The organism is Ferrovibrio sp. GW821-FHT12D07, assembly GCF_058807275.1.
This window is the reverse complement of sequence record NZ_JBXAQN010000001.1, coordinates 1-19,626: the sequence shown is the minus strand read 5'-3', so window position 1 is coordinate 19,626 and position 19,626 is coordinate 1. Positions and strand designations below refer to the sequence as shown.

At 64.3% G+C, this 19,626-nt stretch carries 22 protein-coding genes; 11 read left to right on the top strand and 11 right to left on the bottom strand.

What is annotated here, in order from left to right:
* Positions 1-29: 29 nt before the first annotated feature.
* The 3 genes from AC1RRE_RS00110 to AC1RRE_RS00100 form a co-directional block, all read right to left on the bottom strand.
* Positions 30-1,820: a feruloyl-CoA synthase gene (locus AC1RRE_RS00110; protein WP_492979006.1), complete on the bottom strand. Its 1,791-nt coding sequence runs from the start codon at positions 1,818-1,820 to the stop codon at positions 30-32.
* Positions 1,821-1,914: 94 nt separating this feature from the next.
* A complete protein-coding gene (acuI, locus tag AC1RRE_RS00105; RefSeq protein ID WP_492979005.1) occupies positions 1,915-2,904 on the bottom strand; it encodes an acrylyl-CoA reductase (NADPH) in 990 nt (329 codons plus the stop codon).
* A 98-nt stretch (positions 2,905-3,002) separates the two neighbouring features.
* Complete coding sequence (locus AC1RRE_RS00100; RefSeq protein WP_492979004.1) at positions 3,003-4,169, bottom strand: acetyl-CoA acetyltransferase; 1,167 nt, start codon at positions 4,167-4,169, stop codon at positions 3,003-3,005.
* 382 nt (positions 4,170-4,551) lie between these two features.
* Here AC1RRE_RS00100 and AC1RRE_RS00095 point away from each other — a divergent pair, with 382 nt between their 5' ends.
* From AC1RRE_RS00095 to AC1RRE_RS00075, 5 genes are all read left to right on the top strand, one after another.
* A complete protein-coding gene (locus AC1RRE_RS00095) occupies positions 4,552-4,941 on the top strand; it encodes a peptidoglycan-binding domain-containing protein (RefSeq protein WP_492979003.1) in 390 nt (129 codons plus the stop codon).
* 220 nt (positions 4,942-5,161) lie between these two features.
* Entirely contained in the window at positions 5,162-6,337 is a 1,176-nt protein-coding gene (locus AC1RRE_RS00090) for an aminotransferase class V-fold PLP-dependent enzyme (RefSeq protein ID WP_492979002.1), read from the top strand.
* A gap of 194 nt (positions 6,338-6,531) precedes the next feature.
* Positions 6,532-6,828: an usg protein gene (locus tag AC1RRE_RS00085; RefSeq protein ID WP_492979001.1), complete on the top strand. Its 297-nt coding sequence runs from the start codon at positions 6,532-6,534 to the stop codon at positions 6,826-6,828.
* Positions 6,829-6,931: 103 nt separating this feature from the next.
* On the top strand, positions 6,932-7,501 hold the full coding sequence (locus AC1RRE_RS00080) for a D-sedoheptulose-7-phosphate isomerase (RefSeq protein ID WP_492979000.1): 570 nt from the start codon (positions 6,932-6,934) through the stop codon (positions 7,499-7,501).
* On the top strand, positions 7,501-8,271 hold the full coding sequence (locus AC1RRE_RS00075; RefSeq protein ID WP_492978999.1) for an alpha/beta hydrolase family protein: 771 nt from the start codon (positions 7,501-7,503) through the stop codon (positions 8,269-8,271). Before AC1RRE_RS00080 ends, AC1RRE_RS00075 begins: the two co-directional genes overlap by 1 nt.
* Here AC1RRE_RS00075 and AC1RRE_RS00070 read toward each other — a convergent pair.
* Positions 8,268-9,035, bottom strand: coding sequence for a glycosyltransferase family 2 protein (locus tag AC1RRE_RS00070; protein ID WP_492978998.1), 768 nt, complete (start codon positions 9,033-9,035; stop codon positions 8,268-8,270). The genes AC1RRE_RS00075 and AC1RRE_RS00070 overlap by 4 nt on opposite strands.
* A gap of 5 nt (positions 9,036-9,040) precedes the next feature.
* Complete coding sequence (locus AC1RRE_RS00065; RefSeq protein ID WP_492978997.1) at positions 9,041-9,994, bottom strand: glycosyltransferase family 9 protein; 954 nt, start codon at positions 9,992-9,994, stop codon at positions 9,041-9,043.
* 101 nt (positions 9,995-10,095) lie between these two features.
* On the opposite strand from AC1RRE_RS00065, the gene ygfZ reads away from it, so the two are divergent.
* Together ygfZ and AC1RRE_RS00055 are read left to right on the top strand one after the other, a co-directional pair.
* Positions 10,096-10,956: a CAF17-like 4Fe-4S cluster assembly/insertion protein YgfZ gene (gene ygfZ, locus AC1RRE_RS00060; protein ID WP_492978996.1), complete on the top strand. Its 861-nt coding sequence runs from the start codon at positions 10,096-10,098 to the stop codon at positions 10,954-10,956.
* A 12-nt stretch (positions 10,957-10,968) separates the two neighbouring features.
* Positions 10,969-11,589 carry a DNA-3-methyladenine glycosylase I gene (locus AC1RRE_RS00055; RefSeq protein WP_492978995.1) on the top strand — a complete coding sequence of 207 codons (621 nt, stop codon included), beginning with the start codon at positions 10,969-10,971 and terminating at the stop codon, positions 11,587-11,589.
* A gap of 46 nt (positions 11,590-11,635) precedes the next feature.
* On the opposite strand, the gene AC1RRE_RS00050 is transcribed toward AC1RRE_RS00055, so the two are convergent.
* Positions 11,636-12,787, bottom strand: coding sequence for an acyl-CoA dehydrogenase family protein (locus AC1RRE_RS00050; protein ID WP_492978994.1), 1,152 nt, complete (start codon positions 12,785-12,787; stop codon positions 11,636-11,638).
* Between the two features lie 114 nt (positions 12,788-12,901).
* Between AC1RRE_RS00050 and AC1RRE_RS00045 the strand changes: the two genes are divergently transcribed.
* The gene (locus AC1RRE_RS00045; protein WP_492978993.1) at positions 12,902-13,690 is read left to right on the top strand and encodes a winged helix-turn-helix transcriptional regulator; all 789 of its coding nucleotides are present in this window, start codon (positions 12,902-12,904) and stop codon (positions 13,688-13,690) included.
* A gap of 7 nt (positions 13,691-13,697) precedes the next feature.
* The gene (locus tag AC1RRE_RS00040) at positions 13,698-14,441 is read left to right on the top strand and encodes a winged helix-turn-helix transcriptional regulator (protein ID WP_492978992.1); all 744 of its coding nucleotides are present in this window, start codon (positions 13,698-13,700) and stop codon (positions 14,439-14,441) included.
* Here AC1RRE_RS00040 and AC1RRE_RS00035 read toward each other — a convergent pair.
* On the bottom strand, positions 14,416-14,997 hold the full coding sequence (locus AC1RRE_RS00035; protein ID WP_492978991.1) for a DUF924 family protein: 582 nt from the start codon (positions 14,995-14,997) through the stop codon (positions 14,416-14,418). The two genes, AC1RRE_RS00040 and AC1RRE_RS00035, sit on opposite strands and share 26 nt — an antisense overlap.
* Positions 14,994-15,500, bottom strand: a complete 507-nt coding sequence (locus AC1RRE_RS00030; RefSeq protein WP_492978990.1) for a PAS domain-containing protein — start codon at positions 15,498-15,500, stop codon at positions 14,994-14,996. Before AC1RRE_RS00030 ends, AC1RRE_RS00035 begins: the two co-directional genes overlap by 4 nt.
* Before the next feature lie 121 nt (positions 15,501-15,621).
* Here AC1RRE_RS00030 and AC1RRE_RS00025 point away from each other — a divergent pair, with 121 nt between their 5' ends.
* Positions 15,622-16,374 (top strand): SDR family NAD(P)-dependent oxidoreductase, encoded by a 753-nt coding sequence (locus tag AC1RRE_RS00025; protein ID WP_492978989.1) that lies wholly within the window; start codon positions 15,622-15,624, stop codon positions 16,372-16,374.
* A 31-nt stretch (positions 16,375-16,405) separates the two neighbouring features.
* Positions 16,406-16,753 (top strand): heat shock protein HspQ, encoded by a 348-nt coding sequence (gene hspQ / locus AC1RRE_RS00020; RefSeq protein ID WP_492978988.1) that lies wholly within the window; start codon positions 16,406-16,408, stop codon positions 16,751-16,753.
* 4 nt (positions 16,754-16,757) lie between these two features.
* Here hspQ and AC1RRE_RS00015 read toward each other — a convergent pair whose 3' ends face one another.
* Genes AC1RRE_RS00015 through cysT form a run of 3 tightly spaced genes read right to left on the bottom strand, consistent with a single transcriptional unit; the run spans position 16,758 to position 19,541 of the window.
* Positions 16,758-17,804, bottom strand: a complete 1,047-nt coding sequence (locus AC1RRE_RS00015) for a sulfate/molybdate ABC transporter ATP-binding protein (RefSeq protein WP_492978987.1) — start codon at positions 17,802-17,804, stop codon at positions 16,758-16,760.
* A 3-nt stretch (positions 17,805-17,807) separates the two neighbouring features.
* On the bottom strand, positions 17,808-18,683 hold the full coding sequence (gene cysW / locus AC1RRE_RS00010) for a sulfate ABC transporter permease subunit CysW (protein WP_492978986.1): 876 nt from the start codon (positions 18,681-18,683) through the stop codon (positions 17,808-17,810).
* Between the two features lie 3 nt (positions 18,684-18,686).
* The gene (gene cysT, locus AC1RRE_RS00005) at positions 18,687-19,541 is read right to left on the bottom strand and encodes a sulfate ABC transporter permease subunit CysT (protein WP_492978985.1); all 855 of its coding nucleotides are present in this window, start codon (positions 19,539-19,541) and stop codon (positions 18,687-18,689) included.
* Between the last annotated feature and the right edge of the window lie 85 nt (positions 19,542-19,626).

The window sequence follows — 19,626 nt, the reverse complement described above, 5'->3', positions numbered from 1 at the left end:
GCAGAGAGCGCAATCTAGGGCAGCAGACCTCAGCGGTCGGTGACGACGATCACGCTGTCATCGGGTGAATCGGCATAGAGGCGCATCACATCGGCGTGACGACGCTCCAGCGTGGCGCGCTGGTTGATATAGCCCTTGTCGGTAATTTCGTTGGCATCGATCGACGGCGGTTCGGAAAGCAGAGCAACACGCGCGATTTTCAGCGAAGAACCGCCCTGCGTGGCATTATGCGCCGCCAGCTTGGTGGCGATCTCGCTGTGCAATTGCGCCGGCGTCATGTCCTTTGCCGCAGCGGAAGGCCAAGCGAGGAGCCCGATGTAACCGCGATCCTGTCCGGTAACCACCGCATCCTGCAGCAGTGGCGAACAGGCGGCGATGGCGGCGACGCGCACGCCGCCCACATGTACCCAGGTGCCGGTGGTCAGCTTGAAGTCTTCGGCGATGCGGCCATCGAAGACCACGCCTTTGGTGGGATCGGCGGGATCGGCCAGCCTGGCTGCGTCGCCGATGCAGTAGAAGCCTTCCGCATCAAAAGCCTTCTGCGTCTGCGCCTCGTCGTTGATGTAGCCGGGCGTCACGTTTGGGCCTTTGACGCGCAGTTCCAGCTTGCCGCCGGTCGGCACGAATTTGAGCTGCACGCCCGGCACCGGCACGCCGATCACGCCGGCGCGCTCGATGGGGAAATGTGCCGCCGTCGCCAGCGGCGCGGTTTCGGTCGAGCCCCAGCTCGAGGTCATGCAGACGCGCTTGCCCAGCGTGCGGATGGAGAGCGCTTCCAGTCGTGCCCACAGATCGGACGGCAGGGCCGCGCCGGCGTAGAAGATCAGCTGCAGCCGGCTGAAGAACTGGCGGCACAGCGCCTCGTCCTTTTCCAGATGCGGCAGCAGCATGGCGTAGCCGGCGGGCACGTTGAAATACACCGTCGGCGCGATCTCACGCAGGTTGGCCACGGTCTTGTCGACCAGGCCCGGCGCCGGCTTGCCGTTGTCGATATACAGCGTGCCGCCCTGACGCAGCACCATATTGAAATTGTGGTTGCCACCAAAGGTATGGTTCCACGGCAGCCAGTCGAGCAGCATGGTGCGCTGCTCTTTGAGGAAGGGCCATATCTGCGCGATGGCCTGCTGGTTGCTGCTCAGCATGCGATGGGTGTTGATCACGCCCTTGGGCAGTCCGGTGGAGCCAGAGGTGAACAGATACTTCGCCACCCAGTCGGGCCGGATGGCGTTGAAGCGGGTGTCTACCGCTGGCGTGGTCTTGGTATCCAGCAAAGACCGGAGGTCGGTGATCTGCTCGATATCGGCGGGCAGCGTGGCCAGCACCTTGGCGAAAGGTGCAGCCCCTTCTGCGAAAATCAGCTTCGGCTTCACCAGACCAACGATGTGATGCACCTTGGCGAAATCGCCGCTCATCAGCGAATAGGCGACGCTGACCGGCGTCACCGGCACGCCGGCGACAAAGCCGCCCAGCATCAGCAGCGCATGGTCGATGCTGTTGCCTGACAGGATGACGATGGGCGTGGTCTGGTCCAGCCCGCGATCCAGCAGGCTCTGCGCGATGCTGCGCGCCGCATGCCAGGCCGCACCGTAGGTCAGCCGCCGCCAGCCATTTCCACTGGCATCGCGTTCGGCCAGGAACAGGCCGTCGGGTTGCGTGGCGGCCTGCTGCTGCAGCACCAGGCCGAGGTGATCGGGATGCGCGTCGAGCGCGGTTTCGGATTCGAGGATGAAACTGCCGTCGCTGCGATCCGTGCGGCGGATGCGCGGCGTGGCCAGGGCCAGCGGCAGGAATGGCGGCTTGGCGTCGCCCTGCTGGATCATGTTCCCTCCCCAGGAAACAGCGCCGCCCTTATTTGTAAGGCAGCGTTACAATGTTGGGGAGATCATAGCCGAGCGGGGCAGGAGCGCAAGGCCCCTACTTCGCGATATCCAGCACCACGCGGCCGCGAATCTGGCCGGCGAGGATTTTCGGCGCCAGGTCGAAGACGGCCGAGAGCGGGTGCTCCTCGGTGATCGAGGCCAGCTTGTCCCGGGGCAGGTCCTGGGCGAGCTGCCACCAGGCGCGCTTGCGCTTGTGCATCGGCGCCATGACGCTGTCGATACCGAGCAGGCTGACATTGCGCAGGATGAAGGGGAAGACGCTGGCCGGCAGGTCATTGCCGCCGGCAAGGCCGCAGGCCGCGACATAGCCGCCGTATTTCACCGTGCTAAGCACGGTGGCGAGTGTCTGGCCGCCGACGGAATCCACCGCCGCGGCCCAGCGTTCCTTGGCCATCGGCGCGCCTTTCGCGGCCAGTTCCTCGCGCGTGACAAAACCCTTCGCGCCCAGCGACGTCAGATAGTCATGCGTCTCCGGCCGCCCGGTGGCGGCGATCACCGTATAGCCGCGTTTGGCCAGCAGACTGACCGCAATCGAACCGACGCCGCCGGCCGCACCCGTCACCAGCACTTCGCCATCGGCCGCGTTCAGTCCCGCATCTTCCAGCGCCTGCACGCAGAGCATCGCGGTGTAGCCGGCCGTGCCGATGGCCATGGCCTGCTGCATGGTGAAGACATCGGGCAGGCGCACCAGCCAGTCGCTGCGCAAGGAGGCAAAGCGGCTGTAGCCGCCCCACTGGGTTTCCGACAGGCCATAGCCGTTGACGATTACCTTCTCGCCCGGCTTGAAATCCGGATTACCCGAGACGACCACGGTGCCGGCCAGGTCGATGCCGGCCACCATCGGCAGTTTGCGCGCGATGCGACCGCCGGTGAGCGCCAGGCCGTCCTTGTAGTTCAGCGTGGAATAGCCCACCTCGACCAGCACGTCGTTGGCCGGCAGCTCTTTCTTGGTCAGCTCCTTGAAGCCGGCCTTGGGCTTGCCGTCGACGTCTTCGATGACGACAGCGCGGAATGTCTCGGCCATTACTTTTCTTTCCTTGTGTGTCATGCGCGGACTTGATCCGCGTATCCCATTTAATGGGACCCCCGGGTCAAGCCCGGGGGTGACAAGTTAAATAGAGGTCAGCGCAACGGCTCGAGGATCGAGACGTAGTTGGCGACGGCGACGCCGCCCATGTTGAAAACGCCGCCCAGTTTGGGGTTCTTGATCTGAATGTCGCCCGCCGTGTTGGAGAGCTGCATCGCGGCCATCACATGCATCGACACGCCGGTGGCGCCGATCGGATGGCCCTTCGACTTCAGGCCGCCCGACGGATTCACCGGCAGCTTGCCGTCAGCCTGCGTCCAGCCTTCCATGATCGCTTTCGCGCCCTGGCCTTTTTCAACAAGGCCCATGGCTTCGTATTCGATCAGTTCGGCAATGGTGAAGCAGTCATGGCTTTCGGCGAAGGAGAGGTCCCACACGGACAGTCCGGCTTCGCCCAGCGCATCGGCCCAGGCCTTGGCCGGGCCGTCAAACGCGATGACGTCGCGCTTGGCCATCGGCAGGAAATCCTGCACATGCTTCGCGGCGCGGAAGGCAATCGCCTTCTTCATGCCCAGCGCGGTATGCACATCGGTCAGCACCAGGGCTGCCGCGCCATCCGACACCATCGAGCAGTCGGTGCGGCGCATGCCGCCGACCACCAGCGGGTTCTTGTCCGACACCGTCTTGCAGAAGTCGTAACCGAAATCCTTCTGCATATGCGCCAGCGGATTCTTGCTGCCGTTCTTGTGATTCTTGGCGGCGATCATCGCGGTGGCATCCGATTGGTCGCCATAGCGCTGGAAATACTGCTTCTGGATCGAATCGAACACGCCGGCGAAGCCGCCTTCGTTGAAGACCTCGGTCTTCTTGTAGCTCGCCTTGACCAGGATGTTGCCGACCATCTCGGTCGAGGCGGAGGTCATCTTTTCAACACCGACGCAGAGCACGAAGCGCGCCTTCTTCGCGGCGATGGTGTTGAGGCCCTGATAGATCGCGGCCGAACCGGTGGAGCAGGCATTCTCCACGCGGGTGGCGGGCTTGAAGCGCAGGTCGGGGCTGGCCTGCAGCACGAGAGAGGCCGTGAAATCCTGATCGATCAGGCCGCCGTTGAAATGACCGAGATAGATGGCGTCGACATCCCTGGGCTCGATGCCGGCGTCCTTGATGGCCTGCACGGCGACTTCGACGACCAGGTCTTCCGCGTCGCGACCGTCCAGTTTGCCGAATTTGCTGTGGCTCCAGCCGACGATGCAGGCGGTCATGATCTCTCTCCCTTGGTCCTTGAATCGATGTGTTCGGATTGCCCGTAAGGAGAGGGCGGCGGGGGGTAACCGTCAAGGCGCGGACCCGGCCAGCCTTAATCTGCCCTTATGCGACTCTTGTTCTGCCTTATTGGACCCTTATTGCTCCCTTATCCGTCCTTAACCGGGGCTTATTCGTCCTTATTCCGGCTTATCCGATCTTATTCGCGTTCCGTTCAACCACTGCCAGTTTTGGTTTACCCAACGGCACAACCAAAACGAATGTATAGTATAAACCATTGATATTATTGAAATCACTATAGGAACATTTAGCGAAAATGTTCTTGAAGTCAAGATCGGTCTGCTCTAATGTTCTTATATTGTTCAACAGGGAGCTGCCCCCATGACCGAATTCAGCGATCCTCTCTACGGCGACCGGTCGGCCCAGGCTGACGCCAGCCTGTATGCCGATATCCGCCTGTTCGAGCTGTCGGCCGCCATCGGCCCGGGCCTGCTCAACCGCCGCGCCGATGTGTTCAAGCTGCAGACGCTGCTGCACCGGGAAGGCTACCTGCCGGATGCCGGTCCCGATGGCGGCTGGGGCGGCGACTGGAGCAACCGCGACGACTATGCGCTGCGCCGCTTCCAGCGCGACAACGGTCTCGATGTCGACGGCGTCGCCGCACCGGCGGGCGAGACCATCACCACATTCCGCGGCTTCTACATGCAGCAGTCCCCGCTGCAGCAGCCGCTGTCCGGTCAGTCGGGGCAGGTGAGTGGCCGCGCGGCGTAAGCCGTGACCCACCCGGCCGCTTGCCTGCAATGCGGGATGGCGATGATGAGACCCTTCGTCATCCCGCATACTGACTGCCACTCACTGAACGGGCGCATCCTTTGGCTCACATTGCCGTCAAAGCTGCGCCAAACCGATACAATCGGGACAATCGTTTCATTGTGAGCGCGTGATCGCCGGTGTTATGGAGGCTGCATCGCAGTCTTCATGAGGCCCGGCCATGCTTGATATCGAAACCATCCGCGCGGAAACGCCCGGCTGCGGCGTCGTCACGCATTTCAATCATTCAAGCTGCTCGCTGCCGCCTGCGCTGATGACGCGCCGGATCACTGATCACCTGCAGCGCGAGGCGCTGAACGGCCCCAGCGAAGTCGGCGTCGCTGTGACGGCCGAGGTGCAGGATACGCGCGTCGCCGCCGCCGAACTGTTCAATTGCACGCCCGAAGAAATCGCGCTGATGGGCAGCGGTTCGCAGGCTTGGGGCGTGGTGTTTGCCGCGCTGCCCGCCATGAAGCCCGGCGACCGCATCCTGGTCGGCCGCCAGGAATGGGGCGGCAATCTCAGCACGCTGTATGCCGCTGCCGCACGCAGCGGCGCGACGGTCGAGGTCATTCCCTGCGAGGAGGATGGCGCGGTATCGGTCGAGGGCCTATCGAAAATGATCGACGGCCGCGTGAAGCTGATCGCGCTCACCTGGCTGCCGGCCAATAGCGGGCTGATCAACCCTGCTGCCGCCATCGGCAAAATCGCGCGAACAGCTGGTATTCCCTATTTCATCGATGCCGGCCAGGCCATCGGCCAGATTCCCATCGATGTGCAGGCCATCGGCTGCGACATGCTGAAGGGCGCGGGACGCAAATACATTCGCGGTCCGCGCGGCACGGCACTGCTCTACGTGCGCCGCGATTTCATCGCGCATCTGCAGCCGGCCTATCTGGATGTGCTGTCGGCCGGCTGGAACGGCGCGACGCCTGACATTCGTACCGATGCGCGCCGCTTCGAGACGGCGGAGAATGCCTTCGGGCTGCAGCTCGGTCTGGGGGCTGCGATCCGTTACGCGCTGGCGCTGGGCATTCCCGCCATCCGCACGCAGATTCGCGGACTGGCCGAGCAGCTGCGCGCCGAACTCTCCGGCATCCCCGGCGTGACGCTGCGCGATCTGGGAGCAGGTGAACGTTCATCCATCGTCGCCTTCACCACCGCCAGCCGTTCGCCGGCCGAATTGCAGACACTGCTGGCGGCCGAGCGCATCAATGTCGCTGCCATCGGTGCGGCCTATACGCCGCTGGACATGCAGGCGCGTGGACTGGAAGCGATCAACCGCGCCTCGGTCAGCTATTTCACCACGTCGCAGGAGATCGAGCGCCTGGGCGCGGCGATCCGCCGTATGCTTTAAGGCCGTATGCTTTAAGACTGGGCATTGTAAGTCTGCTGGCAGTCGAATCCGCCGAGTGCCAATCGGCGTCGCATTTACATAATCTTATTGCAACACAGCACAGACTGCCGGCAGGCTTTGACTGTTGGCGTGCCGGCTCCCGAGTCGGTTGATCTGGCATCGGGTGTCGGCTCCCGCAGAACGCAGGAGGCGCGATGTCTGTGCTGTCCCCCGATACAAGACCCGACCATGCCGCGTGGCTGCAAAAGCTGCTCACGCACCGTCTGACCACGGCGGAAATCCTCTATCACATGCCCGACCATCCCAAATTGCTGCAGACCTATGTCTGGCAGGATTATGATCTGGCGCCGCGCTTTCCCGGCCTGAAGAAGTTTCTCGATTTCTGGGAAAGCCAATTGGACGGCAAGCTGCATAGCGTGCGCGTGGTGTCGGCCCGGGTGGTCAGTCCGGCCGAAATCCGGGCGGCGGCGGCCAGCTATCACCTGCATTAGGTTGGTCGCGGGATTTCAGGGCCTTTCGGCGGCTGGAGCCGGGGCGGCGATATGCTAGTCTAGTGCAGCCCCTTGTCATTCGCTGTTCGAGAGCCTGCCTGAGATGTCCGTCATTGCCTATCTGGAAGAGTCCGCCGCCCTGATCCAGAAGGCGGCGACGCCTGAGACGGCGACCGCCGTGGAAAAGGCAATCGAGGCGATCACCGCAGCGCTGCGCCATGACCTGCCGCTGCTGGTCTGCGGCAATGGCGGTTCGGCCTCGGATGCCATGCATATCGCCGGCGAGCTGGTCGGCCGCTTTCTCAAAGAGCGCCGCGCGCTCAACTGCATCGCGCTCGGCGTCGATGCCGCCGTCACCACGGCCTGGAGCAATGATTACGATTACGCCAGCCTCTTCGCGCGCCAGGTGCAGGCCTATGGCCGCGAGCGCGGCGTGCTGCTGGGGATTTCGACCTCGGGCAATTCGGCCAATGTGATCCAGGCGGCCGAGGCAGCAAAGGCAAAAGGCATGACGGTGATCGGCCTGACCGGCGAGACCGGCGGCAAGCTGAAGCCGCATTGCGACGTGCTGATTGCGGCGCCCTCGCGCCACACGCCGCATATCCAGCAGATTCATGCCTGCTACTACCATTACATCTGCGAGCAGGTGGAAGCGCGGCTGGTCGCCGGCTGATGTCGGCGATCCAGAGCTTTTCCGTTGCGGCTGCCGATGGTGCGGCCATCGCCGGATATCGCTGCGCCGGATCTGCGCCAGGCCTGCTGCTGGTCGGCGGCTATGGCCAACAAAGCCCGATGGCTAAAACGCTGGGCCAGATGGTGTTCAGTTATGCGCAGGCGCGCGGCCAGGATTGCATCGCGCTGGATTTTCGCGGCCAGGGCAAATCCGGTGGCGAGCGCTGGGGCATGACGATCGCCAGCATGCGGGATGATATTTTCTCGATCGCCGATCATGCGGCGCTGAAAGACTGCATCGGTATCGGCGCCAGCCTGGGCGCCTGGGCCATGCTGGCGGCACAGCAGCAACGGCCCGGTCTGCTGCGGGGCATGCTGGCGCTGGCGCCGGCCTTCGACTGGGATCAGACCTATTTTGCGCCGCGACTGGCCGATGGCCGCTTGCAGCGGCTGACAAATGGCAAGCTGGGAGAAGCCGGTGCAGCCTTCATGATCGACCAGCGGTTCCTGGACACTGCCGGTGATCATCGCCTGCACCCTGACCAGGTTTCACTGCGCGACGGCCTGCTGGTGTTGCATGGCGTGAATGACGAGCTTGCGGATATCGGTCATGCCGAACGCGTGGTGGCCGCGTTGGCGCAGCATGGCAAGGCGGAGATGCAGGCGATGGCGGGGCAGGATCACGGTCTGTCGACTCTGCGCGACAAGGATGCGCAGCAGCATTTCGTGACGGCCTGCGACCGGCTGATGAAGCAGGCCGGCGTGATCTAGTCTTTCTCCAGATCGGCTTTCAGGTAGCTGAGCACCGGATACAGTCCGGCCATCAGCGCGATCAGGAAACCGTAGCGGCCTTCGCGATAGCCCTTGCGACCGACATAGCATTTGTAGAAGCGGCTGAAGATGCGGCGCACGTTGTGGCCGAAGCTGCCAATGTCCTTGCCCTCGGCGCGCAGGGCCCGCAGGTCGGCGGCTTTCGCGCTGGTATAGCGATTGAGCCGTGCGATCATGTCGGTGATGTCGCGATCCACATAATGGATCATGCGCGATTTCAGGAAGCGGCGTTCGCCCTTCAGCTCCAGCGCCGGATGCACGCGCTGCTCGCCCCAGCGCTTGGCGCCCTTGGTGAACAGTCGCGGCGCCATCATCACGCCGAACGCGCCGCCCCAGCCATAGCGCACCAGACGGCTGCCGACGTAATTGTCGAACGGCACCAGCACATGGCCGAAGCCGGCGCGTGGGATCAGGTCGCGGATTTCGCGCGCCATCTCGGCCGGCACGCGCTCGTCGCTGTCGACTTCCAGAATCCAGTCGCCAGTGCAGGCCTCGATGCCGGTGTTGCGGCGCGGACCTTCCAGCGGCCAGGCGCCCTCGACGATCCTGGCGTGGAAGCCCAGCGCGATCTCTTTCGAATGGTCGGTGCAGCGATCCAGCACCACCACGATCTCGTCGGCGAATTTCAGCCGTTCGAGACAGTCGGCGAGCTGCGCTTCCTCGTTATGGGCAACCACCAGAGCGGAGAGTTTTGGCATGGTCATCCTGCTCAATCCTGGGCCAGCCGCCACATGTCTTCCGCCGCCTTCTGCGCCTTGTCGACGCTGAGGGTCAGCATGCGGCTTTCCTGGCTGGTGAAATCATAACCGGGCTGGCCGACGATTTCCTCAAGGCTGAGATCGGTGCGCACGGCATTGTTCTTCTCGCCCCAGGGACCGTAGACGGTCTCGCGGCTGGGGCCGAACAGGCCGAGCGTCAGCGCGCCGGCGGCGGCGGCCAGATGCATCAGGCCGCTGTCGTTGCCGATATAGAGGCTGCAGCGTTGCATGGCGGCGGCGATCACCGGCAGGTCGATCTTGCCGACCAGGTCGATGGTGTCGGCCGGCAGCGCATCCACCACCGGTCTGGCCAGCGCCTCTTCGCCCGGACCGCCAAAGATGACGATGCGGGCATCGGGCAGGATGCCATCCTTTGCGGTGAGGCGGCGCGCCAGTTCGGCGAAACGGTCGGCGGGCCAGATCTTGCCGCCCCAGTTCGCCGTCGGGCCCAGCGCCAGCACCGGGCGGCCATCGTCGGGCCACAGCTGTGCGGCGGCCTTCTTCTGGGCGTCGTTGGTCCAGACATGCGGCGCGACCGGCAGTTTGAACTTCATGAAATTGCTCAGCACGATCACCTTGTGCAGGCGCGAGCCCGAACCGGTGAAGGTGCGGCGGCGGCGCGCCAGCAGGAGCTGCCCGATGGCCGAGCCGCGCAGGTCGATGATCAGCCAGAAGCGGGTGAAGGCGAGCTGCTTCCACAGCTCCCACCAGTGCCGGCCCCAGGGCTGCTTGCGCATGACGATCAGGCGCTCGAGATTGGGCACGGCCTCGAAAACGCCGGCCGCGGCCGGACCGGCGACCACGGTGAATTTCGCCTTGGGAAACTGCTGGTGAAGCTCGTTGAGCAGGCCGGTGGACAGGACGGCGTCGCCCAGGCGGTTGGCGGTGATGAAGAGGATGCGCATGGCCGCCGGTTATAGGTGCCGGGGCGGCATTTGCCAAGCAAGGGCCGCTTGCCAAGCGGCCGTCGCTCCCATACCTCAGGGGGACTGATTCCGGAGGTTTTATGGCGAATCCGACCTGTGCTGTGCTGTCCGACCGGGCCCTGCTGGGCCTGCGGGGAGACGAGGCCGCCGGCTTCCTCAATGCCCTGGTATCCAACGAAGTCACCGGGGTCGTGCCCGGCCCTGATGGACAAGCGCGCGCCGTCTATGCCGCGCTGCTGACCCCGCAGGGCAAGTTCCTGCATGATTTCTTCGTCACCGCGGATGATCGTGGCCTGCTGCTGGATGTCGCGGCCGAACGCCTGCCCGACCTGCAGCGCCGCCTGACGCTGTATCGCCTGCGTGCCAAGGTGGAGATCGCCATCGTCGAGGGCTGGCACGGCTATGCGCTGTTCAGCGCCACCAACACACCTGCGCCCGTGGCCGGCGGCATCCTGTTTGCCGACCCGCGTCTGGCCGCGCTGGGCTGGCGCCTGTGGTTGCCGCCGGATATCGAGCCGGCTTTCCCGCCGGTCGATCTCGCCGCCTATGAGGCGCACCGGCTGTCGCTCGGCGTGCCCGATGGCGTGAAGGATATCGAGATCGACAAGGGCATCCTGCTGGAAAATCATTTCGAGGCGCTGCACGGCGTCGATTTCAAGAAGGGCTGCTACATCGGTCAGGAGCTGACCGCGCGCACCAAGTATCGCGGCCTGGTGAAGAAGCAGCTCTATCGCGTGCAGGCCGGGGCAGACCTGCCGGCCGCCGGCACGGCGATCACCGCGAACGGCCAGGAGGTCGGGCAGCTGCGCTCCAGTGTCGGCGCGACGGGCCTGGCGCTGCTGCGGCTGGATGCGGTAACGCAGACGTTGGACGCTGCGGGTGTTGCACTGACCGCAAAGCGGCCCGACTATGCCGGACCGATTCCCGAAGCGAAATCATAAGAAGATTCCCCCATGAGCAAAGACGCCTCCAATGTCGGTCATGACGGTCGCTGCCGCTGCACCTGGTGCGGCGTCGATCCGCTCTACATGGAGTATCACGACACCGAGTGGGGCGTGCCCGAATGGGACAGCCGCGCGCTGTTCGAGAAGCTGATCCTCGACGGCTTCCAGGCCGGTCTCTCCTGGATCACCATCCTGCGCAAGCGCGACAATTTCCGCAAAGCCTTTGACGGCTTCGTGCCCGAGAAGATCGTGCGCTATACGCCGAAGAAGCTGGATGCGCTGATGCAGAACGAAGGCATCATCCGCAACAAGGCCAAGATTCACGGCACGGTGGCCAATGCGCGCGGCTGGCTGGAGATCATGGAACACGAGAAGGGCGGCTTCTCGGGCTATCTGTGGAATTATCTCGATGGCAAGCCGCTGCAGAATACCTGGGCGCTGAAGAAGCAGGTGCCGGCGGAAACGCCGCTCAGCCAGACGATCTCGAAGGACCTGCGCAAGCGCGGCTTCACCTTTGTCGGACCCACCATCGTCTATGCCTTCATGCAGGCGGTGGGCATGATCAACGATCACACGACGGACTGCTTCCGTTACAAGCAGGTCCAGAAACTGAAAAAGCCGCGTAGCTGATCAGGGCAGCTACGCGGCTTTTCCGTCAGTCAGGCGTCGGAGGGAATCACGCCGCCTGACCGTCGGCCGTGAGACCCAGTGCCAGCCGTCCGGCCAGACGCTGCTGCGGCAGGGTCGTGAAGGGGTGGTAGCGCGCCCCCTGCAGGTCGCGGAACAGCCGCTCCATGCCATTGTCGCGATAGAAGGCGCTGCCGCCGGCGGCATCCAGCGCCAGGTTGCCGGTGGCCAGCAGGTTGTCGGCGACGATGCGCTTCAGCGTCATGATCTGCGCCGAGGTTTCCGGGCTGGGTGTCGCGGACTCGCCCAGGGCCAGCATCTGCTCATGGGCGGCAACCGCTGTTGTCAGCGCGGTCTGCATGGCGCCGACCTGCAGCTGCGTGTCGGGCTCGCTGCGGCGACGCAGGGCGGCCTTCGCGGCCTCGGCGCACAGCTTCTCGGCCACGCCGCGATAGACGCTGTAGATCAGCGGGAAGGCGACCAGCGTCACCAGGTGGAAGAAGGGGTGCCACACGCCGGCGGGACGGCGCAGCGAGATCGAGCCTTCCGGCACGAAGACATTCTCAAGCACCACATCCTGCGAGCCGCTGGCGCGCATGCCCAGCGTCTTCCAGGTCTTCTCGATGGTGATGCCCTTGCTGCTCATCGGCACGGCGGCATGCAGCACTTCCTGGCCGCAGATCGCCATGGTCATCAGCAGGTTGCCGGCTTCGGCGCCGCTGACGAAGCGCTTGCGCGCCGAGAAATGATACCCGCCCTCGACCTGCTTGGCTGTGCCCGAACCGTCGAGCCAGTCATTGCCGCCGGTGGAGAGCAGCATCAGCTGTTCGGCTGCGATCTTGCGCAGCGGGGCTTCCACCGCGGCCGGGTCGTTGCGCCAGCGCCGCACCAGCATGGCGATCGGATGGGTGTGCATGGCCAGCGCCAGCGCCGTGCCACTGCAATGGTGGGCGAATTCGTTCAGCATGACCGCCATGTCGCGATAGCTGGCGCCGCCACCGCCGAGCTCGGTCGGGATGCTGGCCGAGAAAATGTGGTTCGCCTTGAGCTGGGCGAAGTTATCCGCTGGAAACCGGTCAGCCGCATCGTTGGCAGCGGCCTGGACGGCGAAAAACTGGGCCAGGGCCTGGACCCGGGTCGCAAGGTCACTATTGGCGGAAATCTGCGCAGATTTGAGAGCGGCAGCGGCGTGTGCGGTCATGTCTCACTCATCCTTTAGAGTCATTGGCGAGCCGGGACCATGCCTGTACACCCCTTCGGGCGATAGTTCGAAAAGTGAACTTGGAAACGTAATTCAACCAAGGATGATCGCGCCATGACAACGGGCTATGGAATTTTCTGTCCGGTGGCGAAAGCCGTCGAAGTAGTGGCCGGACGCTGGACCCCGCTGATCCTCACCGAGCTCATGAAGGGCCGGGAGCGCTTCAGCGACATTCAGAACGGCGTCCCCCTGATGCCGCGGAGCCTGCTGGCTCAGCGCCTCAAGGAGATGGAGGCCGCCGGCCTGATCACGCGCACGGGTGAGCCCGGGCGGCGCGGCCATGCCTACCGGCTGACCGAGTGCGGCAACGCGCTGCGGCCGATGATCAACATGCTGGCCGAATGGGGCAGCACCTGGCGGCTGCCCCATATCGACGAGAAGGACCGCAATGTCGGCTTCCTGATGCGGATGCTGCGCGACCTGGTGCTGGGGCAGACGGTGCTGCCGGCGCGCTGCGTGCTGCAGTTCAATTTCCGCAATGTACCCAAGCGCGACCACAAGCAGCGCACCTGGTGGATGATCCTGTGCGATGGCGCGGTCGAGCTCTGCTTTACCGACATGGGTTTCGAGTCGGACCTGGTCGTTGATGCCGATCTCGACATCATGACCCGCGTAGTGATCGGCACCGTCAGCCTGCAGTCGGCACGCAAGGCCGGGGATGTCACCTTCTCCGATAATGCAGCGCTGGTGTCGCAGTTTGTCTCCACGCTGGGGCTGACCGAGCCGCCGCAGATGCGGCTGATGCGTGTGCCGGCTTCGCCCGACCTGGTGCCGCCGGCGCCGCCGTCCATCAAGCTGTCGACACTCAGCAAGATGGTGAAGCGCCAGGCCGAGGCGGCCTGAACCGCCGATGGGAATGCGATACGGGATATTCTGTCCGCTGGCCAAGGCTGCGGAAATCATCGCGGGTCGCTGGACCATCCTGATCCTGAGCGAACTTCTGCTCGGCAGCGTGCGCTTCACCGATATCCAGCAGGGCGTGCCGTTGATCCCGCGCAGCCTGCTGGCGCGTCGCCTGAAGGAACTGGAGCATGCCGGCCTGCTGGAAAGGATACCGCAGCCGGCGGCGCGTGGGCATTTCTACCGGCTGACTCCCGCCGGTGAGGCGTTGCGGCCGATGATCATCAACCTCGCCGTCTGGGGCTGGGAATGGCGCACGCCCTATATCACCCGGGAAGACCGCAATGTCGGCTTCCTGATGTGGGCGCTGCGGCGCATGCTGATCGCCAAGTCAGCACCGGCCACGTCGTATATCTTCCATTTCGAATTCAGCAATGTGCCCAAGCGCGATCACAAGCTGCGCCGGTGGTGGCTGGTGGTGCGCGGCGAGACGGTCGACCTGTGCTCGACCGACATGGGCTTCGAGCCGGACATGACGATCCATGCCGATCTGGAAATCTTCACCAGCATGGTGATGGGCTACAGCAGCCTGCATCAGGCACGTCAGGCCGGCGAGATTGTCTTCGATGGCAAGCCTGATGCCATCGCGCAGTTCGTGGCCTGGCTGGGCGTCAGCGAACCGCCCAAGCCCAGAGGAACCTTCCATCTGGTCGCCGAGCGGCCCGATGTCAAAAGGAAGATCCGGGCTGCTTAAGGAACTCGATCTCTTCCGGTGAATTCTGCCGCCCCAGCGCCGCATTGCGATGGGGAAAGCGCCCGAAGCGCGCGATGATGACGCGATGCTTGTCGGCCCAGCCCGCCAGATCCTGGCCAGGCAATTCCTTGTCCAGCGCCGAGAACAGCAGATGCGCCAGATCCTGGTCGGGCAGGTGTTCGCTATGCTCGAACGGCAGGTAGAAGAACAGCCGCGTCACCGGCGGCAGCGCAATATCGAAGCCGCGATCGATCGCCTGTCGTGCCACGATACGGGCGCGCGCATCGCCGGCAAAGGCCTTGGCCTGACCGCGAAACAGGTTGCGCGGAAACTGGTCGAGCAGGATCAGCAGCGCCAGCGCGCCTTCGGGTGTCACTGCCCAGTCGGCAAAGCCCTCGGCCAGCGCCGATTCCACCGCCGCGCCGAAGTGCTCGGCGATCTGCGCATCGAAAACGTCACTCTTCTCGAACCAGCATTTGCGGAAGTCCTTGGGCTGTCCGTCGAACCAGAAGGTCAGCACGCTTTCGGGTGTCACAGTGGCAGGTGTTGTCGTCACGATTCCAGATTCTCCCAATGCCAGTAGCCGATCACATGGCGCGGTTGGCCGGCATCATCAAGCAGGGGTGCCAGAATTCGCTGGAACATGATGAACTCCCGGTTCTGCTTCAAAGATGACCGGCGCGCGAAAGTGGGTTCGCCGCCCAGCAGGATGGCGCGATATTCCTGCTCGAAGGTCAGAACCTGCTCGGGGGTATAAAGTTCATCGAATGAGCGGCCACTGTAGTCGCGCCCCGTGGCGCGGCGATGGCCGGTGCCGAGCAGGCGGAAGTGCAGGTTGAGCCTGCCGCCTGCGGCCAGGTCGCCCTCAGGCCGCGCATCAACCAGGCCGATATGGGGCAGCAGGTGGCGCGGGATCAGCAGCGGATCGACGGCGCGCTTGGGGGGAACGGTGCCGGCGGCCTTTTGCAGGGCGCGCCACCAGGCAAGGAAATCCGCCAGCGCGGGCGGCAGCACCGCCGGCCAGGTCCGGTCGCTTGTTGTCTCGGGCGTGTTCGACATCGCCCCTCCCGTGTCGCCAGACTAGGCCGGTCGCGCTGGAATGCCCAGATGTCTAAAAACGTGTGGACCTGTGAAAAGGGGCGCGGCTTCTGCTAGCCTATGTCCAAACGGGAGAGAAACGATGAACCAGATCGAATTGAAGGGTAAGCGCGGCGTGGTCACCGGCGGGGCGCAAGGCATTGGCCGCGCCGTGGTCGAGCGTCTGCTGAAATCGGGCGCCGCTGTCGCCATCTGGGACATGGATATCGCGCTGGCGCAGAAGACGGCCGAGGGGCTGGGTGCGCAGGGCAAGGTCATCGCCGTGAAGGCTGATGTCACCAACTGGTCCAGCATCGAGGCTGCCGCGGCAGAGACCGCGAAAGCGCTGGGCGGCATCGACCTGCTGGTCAACAATGCTGGCATCGCCGGGCCGAATGCGCCCGTTGATGCCTATCCCCTGGATGCCTGGCAACAGGTGATCGATATTGATCTCACCGGTGTGTTCCACTGCTGTCGCGCCGTGGTGCCGCTGATGAAAGCGCAGAAATATGGCCGCATCGTCAATGTCGCCTCCATCGCCGGCAAGGAAGGCAACCCCAATGCCAGCGCCTACAGCGCCGCCAAGGCCGGCGTGATCGCGCTGACCAAGTCCCTGGGCAAGGAACTGGCCGGATTGGACATTGCGGTCAACTGCATCACCCCGGCTGCGGCAAAAACCGCCATCTTCGACCAGATGACGCAGACCCATATCGACTATATGCTGTCCAAGATACCCCGCGCCCGGTTCGTGGCCGTGGAGGAGATCGCCGCCATGGTGGCCTGGCTGCTGTCGGCCGAGAACTCCTTCACCACCGGCGCGGTGTTTGACGTCAGTGGCGGCCGGGCTACGTACTAGACTGGCCTGTCCGGAGTGATTTGAGGGTGTGATGGCGGAAAAGAGCCGCGAGCGCGAGGCGAAGTTTGCGATTGGCGATGTGGTGAAGCATCGCCTGTTTCCGTTTCGCGGCGTGATCTACGATGTCGACCCGGTGTTCAACAACACCGAGGAGTGGTGGCAGGCGATTCCGCCCGACCTGCGCCCGCGCAAGGACCAGCCCTTCTATCATCTGCTGGCCGAGAATGCGCAGGGGCCTTACGTCGCCTATGTCTCGGAGCAGAACCTGCTGCCGGACTCAGACTCAGGCCCGGTCAACCATCCCGATATCGGCAAGCATTTCGGCGCCTTCCGTGCCGGCCGCTATCAGTGGCGGACCAGCGCCGTCACCCGCATGTAAGTCTTCAGTCGATGGGGAAGACCTGACCGCGCTTGGCGGTCAGCGTCACGCGGTCGCCTACTTGCAGCGGGCGCAGCGCGAAGCGGTCATGCAGCTGCATCACTTCCATCACGCGGCCATCGGGCAGTTCGGCCTCGCTGCGCACCAGCGCGCCGACCGGCGAGACGAAGCGGATCACGGCCTTGCCATCCGCCGTCGGCTCGGCGTTGATGTCATGCGGACGCACATACAGGCGCGCCGGCCCGTTGGGCAGATGCACGGTCGACAGCACGGACGTATCCAGCCCCGGCACATGCGGCCGGCCGGCCACGACATTGCAGTCGATCTCGTTTACATCGCCAAGGAAGTGGCTGACGAAGGGCGTTTTCGGATTGCTGTAGAGCGCCACCGGCGTATCGACCTGCTCGATGCGGCCCCTGTCCATCACCACCACGCGGTCGGCCAGTTCCAGCGCTTCTTCCTGGTCATGGGTGACGAAGACCGAAGTCATGCCGAGCTGCTCATGCAGGCGGCGCAGCCAGCGCCGCAGCTCCTTGCGCACCTTGGCATCCAGCGCGCCGAAGGGTTCATCAAGCAGCAGCACCTGGGGTTCGATGGCGAGCGCGCGTGCGAGCGCAATGCGCTGGCGCTGGCCGCCCGAGAGCTGCGAGGGCATGCGCTCGGCCAGCCAGTCGAGCTGCACCAGCCGCAGCAGTTCGGTGACGCGACGATGGATGTCGGCGTCGCTCGGGCGATCCTTCTTGGGTCGCACGCGCAGGCCGAAGGCGACATTCTCGAACACGGTCATGTGGCGGAACAGCGCGTAATGCTGGAACACGAAACCGACATGACGTTCACCCACCGGGCGTTTGGCCGTACTCTTGCCATCGAAACGGATGTCACCCGCATCGGGGCGATCAAGGCCGGCGATCAGGCGCAGCAGCGTGGTCTTGCCCGAGCCTGACGGACCGAGCAACGCCACCAGTTCGCCGCTTTTTATATTGAGGTCGACGCTGCGCAGCGCATGGAAGCTGCCGAACTGGCGGCTGACGCCGGCGATTTCGATCTGCATGGTTCAGTCCTTGTCCGGCCGGGTGCTGCGCGCCAGTTTCCATTCCAGCGTGGTCTTGGCCGCCAGCGTCACGATGGCGAGCAGGGCCAGCAGCGAGGAAACGGCGAAGGCGGCAACAAAATTGTATTCGTTGTAGAGAATCTCGACATGCAGCGGCATGGTGTTGGTCAGGCCGCGCACATGGCCCGACACCACCGACACCGCGCCGAATTCGCCCATGGCGCGCGCGTTGCACAGCAGCACGCCATAGAGCAGCGCCCATTTCACATTCGGCAGGGTGACCCGCCAGAAGGTCTGCCAGCCCGATGCGCCCAGCGAGATCGCGGCTTCTTCTTCTGTGGTGCCCTGTTCCTGCATGATCGGGATCAGTTCGCGGGCGACAAAGGGGAAGGTGACGAAGGTGGTGGCCAGCACGATGCCGGGCAGGGCGAAGATGATCTTCAGGTCGTTGTCGCGCAGCCACGGCCCAAGCCATCCCTGAAGACCGAACAGCAGCACGAAGACCAGCCCCGAGATCACCGGCGAGACCGAGAAGGGCAGGTCGATCAGCGTGATCAGGAAGCTCTTGCCGGTGAATTCGAACTTGGCGATGGCCCAGGAGGCCAGCAGGCCAAAGACGAGATTCAGCGGCACGACGACCAGCGCCGTGCCGAGCGTGAGCCAGATGGCCGAGAGTGCATCCGGGTCGGTCAGCGCCTTGATATAGGCCTGCCAACCCTGGCGGAAGGCCTCGACGAAGACCATGACCAGCGGCACCAGGATGAAGCCGAAGATGAAGACCAGCGCGATGCTGATCAGTGACCAGCGCCAGAGCGCCGCGCCTGGCCGTTCGATGCGGCGCGCCTGGTTGCGCGTGCCTGCAATTGCTGCCCCCGCCATGGCCTACCTCCGCTTTTCGCGTCGTTCGGCCCAGCGCTGCAGGCCGTTGATCGCCAGCAGCAGGGTGAAGGAGGCCATCAGCATGACGGCGGCGATGGCGGCCGCGCCGCCATAGGAGAATTCCTCCAGCTTGATCACGATCAGCAGCGGCGCGATCTCGGAGATCATCGGCAGGTTGCCGGCAATGAAGATCACCGAGCCGTATTCACCCAGCGCCCGGGCGAAGGCCAGCGCGAAGCCGGTGAGCGTGGCCGGCAGGATGCTGGGCCAGATGACGCGGGCGAAGACCTGCCAGGGCGTGGCGCCCAGGCTCTCGGCCGCCTCTTCGACCTCGCGGTCGAAATCCTGCAGCACCGGCTGCACTGTGCGTACCACGAAGGGCAGTCCGATGAAGATCAGGGCGAAAATGACGCCCAGTGGCGTGAACGAGACCTTGATGCCGTAATCGGCCACGATACTCCCCAGCCAGCCGTTCTCGGCCCAGAGCGTGGTCAGCGCGATGCCGGCAATGGCGGTGGGCAGCGCGAAGGGAATGTCGATCAGCGCATCGATGGCGCGCTTGCCGGGGAAGTCGTAGCGCACCAGCACCCAGGCGACCAGTAGGCCGAAGACGGCGTTGACGGCGGCGGCAATCAGCGAGGCGCCGAAGCTCAGGCGCAGCGCCGCCAGCACGCGTGGCGTCATCACCGTGGCCCAGAAGCCGTCCCAGCCCAGCGTGGCGGATTTCAGGAACAGGCCGGCCAGCGGCACCAGCACAATCAGGCAGAGCCAGAACAGGCTGAGGCCCAGCGTGATCCCGAAACCGGGAATGACGCTGGGCTGAGGCTTGAAGGGAATGCGGGATAAGGCTTGCGACACGTGGATCAGCCCGGCTTGTAGATCTGGTCGAAGACGCCGCCGTCGCCGAAATGCGCCTTCTGGGTCTTGGCCCAGCCGCCGAACT

Bases quoted from the DNA above. Each gene is read 5' to 3' on its own strand.
- AC1RRE_RS00110 (WP_492979006.1), bottom strand. From the start codon at position 1,820: ATGATCCAGCAGGGCGACGCCAAGCCGCCATTCCTGCCGCTGGCCCTG.
- acuI (WP_492979005.1), bottom strand. From the start codon at position 2,904: ATGGCCGAGACATTCCGCGCTGTCGTCATCGAAGACGTCGACGGCAAG.
- AC1RRE_RS00100 (WP_492979004.1), bottom strand. From the start codon at position 4,169: ATGACCGCCTGCATCGTCGGCTGGAGCCACAGCAAATTCGGCAAACTG.
- AC1RRE_RS00095 (WP_492979003.1), top strand. From the start codon at position 4,552: ATGACCGAATTCAGCGATCCTCTCTACGGCGACCGGTCGGCCCAGGCT.
- AC1RRE_RS00090 (WP_492979002.1), top strand. From the start codon at position 5,162: ATGCTTGATATCGAAACCATCCGCGCGGAAACGCCCGGCTGCGGCGTC.
- AC1RRE_RS00085 (WP_492979001.1), top strand. From the start codon at position 6,532: ATGTCTGTGCTGTCCCCCGATACAAGACCCGACCATGCCGCGTGGCTG.
- AC1RRE_RS00080 (WP_492979000.1), top strand. From the start codon at position 6,932: ATGTCCGTCATTGCCTATCTGGAAGAGTCCGCCGCCCTGATCCAGAAG.
- AC1RRE_RS00075 (WP_492978999.1), top strand. From the start codon at position 7,501: ATGTCGGCGATCCAGAGCTTTTCCGTTGCGGCTGCCGATGGTGCGGCC.
- AC1RRE_RS00070 (WP_492978998.1), bottom strand. From the start codon at position 9,035: ATGACCATGCCAAAACTCTCCGCTCTGGTGGTTGCCCATAACGAGGAA.
- AC1RRE_RS00065 (WP_492978997.1), bottom strand. From the start codon at position 9,994: ATGCGCATCCTCTTCATCACCGCCAACCGCCTGGGCGACGCCGTCCTG.
- ygfZ (WP_492978996.1), top strand. From the start codon at position 10,096: ATGGCGAATCCGACCTGTGCTGTGCTGTCCGACCGGGCCCTGCTGGGC.
- AC1RRE_RS00055 (WP_492978995.1), top strand. From the start codon at position 10,969: ATGAGCAAAGACGCCTCCAATGTCGGTCATGACGGTCGCTGCCGCTGC.
- AC1RRE_RS00050 (WP_492978994.1), bottom strand. From the start codon at position 12,787: ATGACCGCACACGCCGCTGCCGCTCTCAAATCTGCGCAGATTTCCGCC.
- AC1RRE_RS00045 (WP_492978993.1), top strand. From the start codon at position 12,902: ATGACAACGGGCTATGGAATTTTCTGTCCGGTGGCGAAAGCCGTCGAA.
- AC1RRE_RS00040 (WP_492978992.1), top strand. From the start codon at position 13,698: ATGGGAATGCGATACGGGATATTCTGTCCGCTGGCCAAGGCTGCGGAA.
- AC1RRE_RS00030 (WP_492978990.1), bottom strand. From the start codon at position 15,500: ATGTCGAACACGCCCGAGACAACAAGCGACCGGACCTGGCCGGCGGTG.
- AC1RRE_RS00025 (WP_492978989.1), top strand. From the start codon at position 15,622: ATGAACCAGATCGAATTGAAGGGTAAGCGCGGCGTGGTCACCGGCGGG.
- hspQ (WP_492978988.1), top strand. From the start codon at position 16,406: ATGGCGGAAAAGAGCCGCGAGCGCGAGGCGAAGTTTGCGATTGGCGAT.
- AC1RRE_RS00015 (WP_492978987.1), bottom strand. From the start codon at position 17,804: ATGCAGATCGAAATCGCCGGCGTCAGCCGCCAGTTCGGCAGCTTCCAT.
- cysW (WP_492978986.1), bottom strand. From the start codon at position 18,683: ATGGCGGGGGCAGCAATTGCAGGCACGCGCAACCAGGCGCGCCGCATC.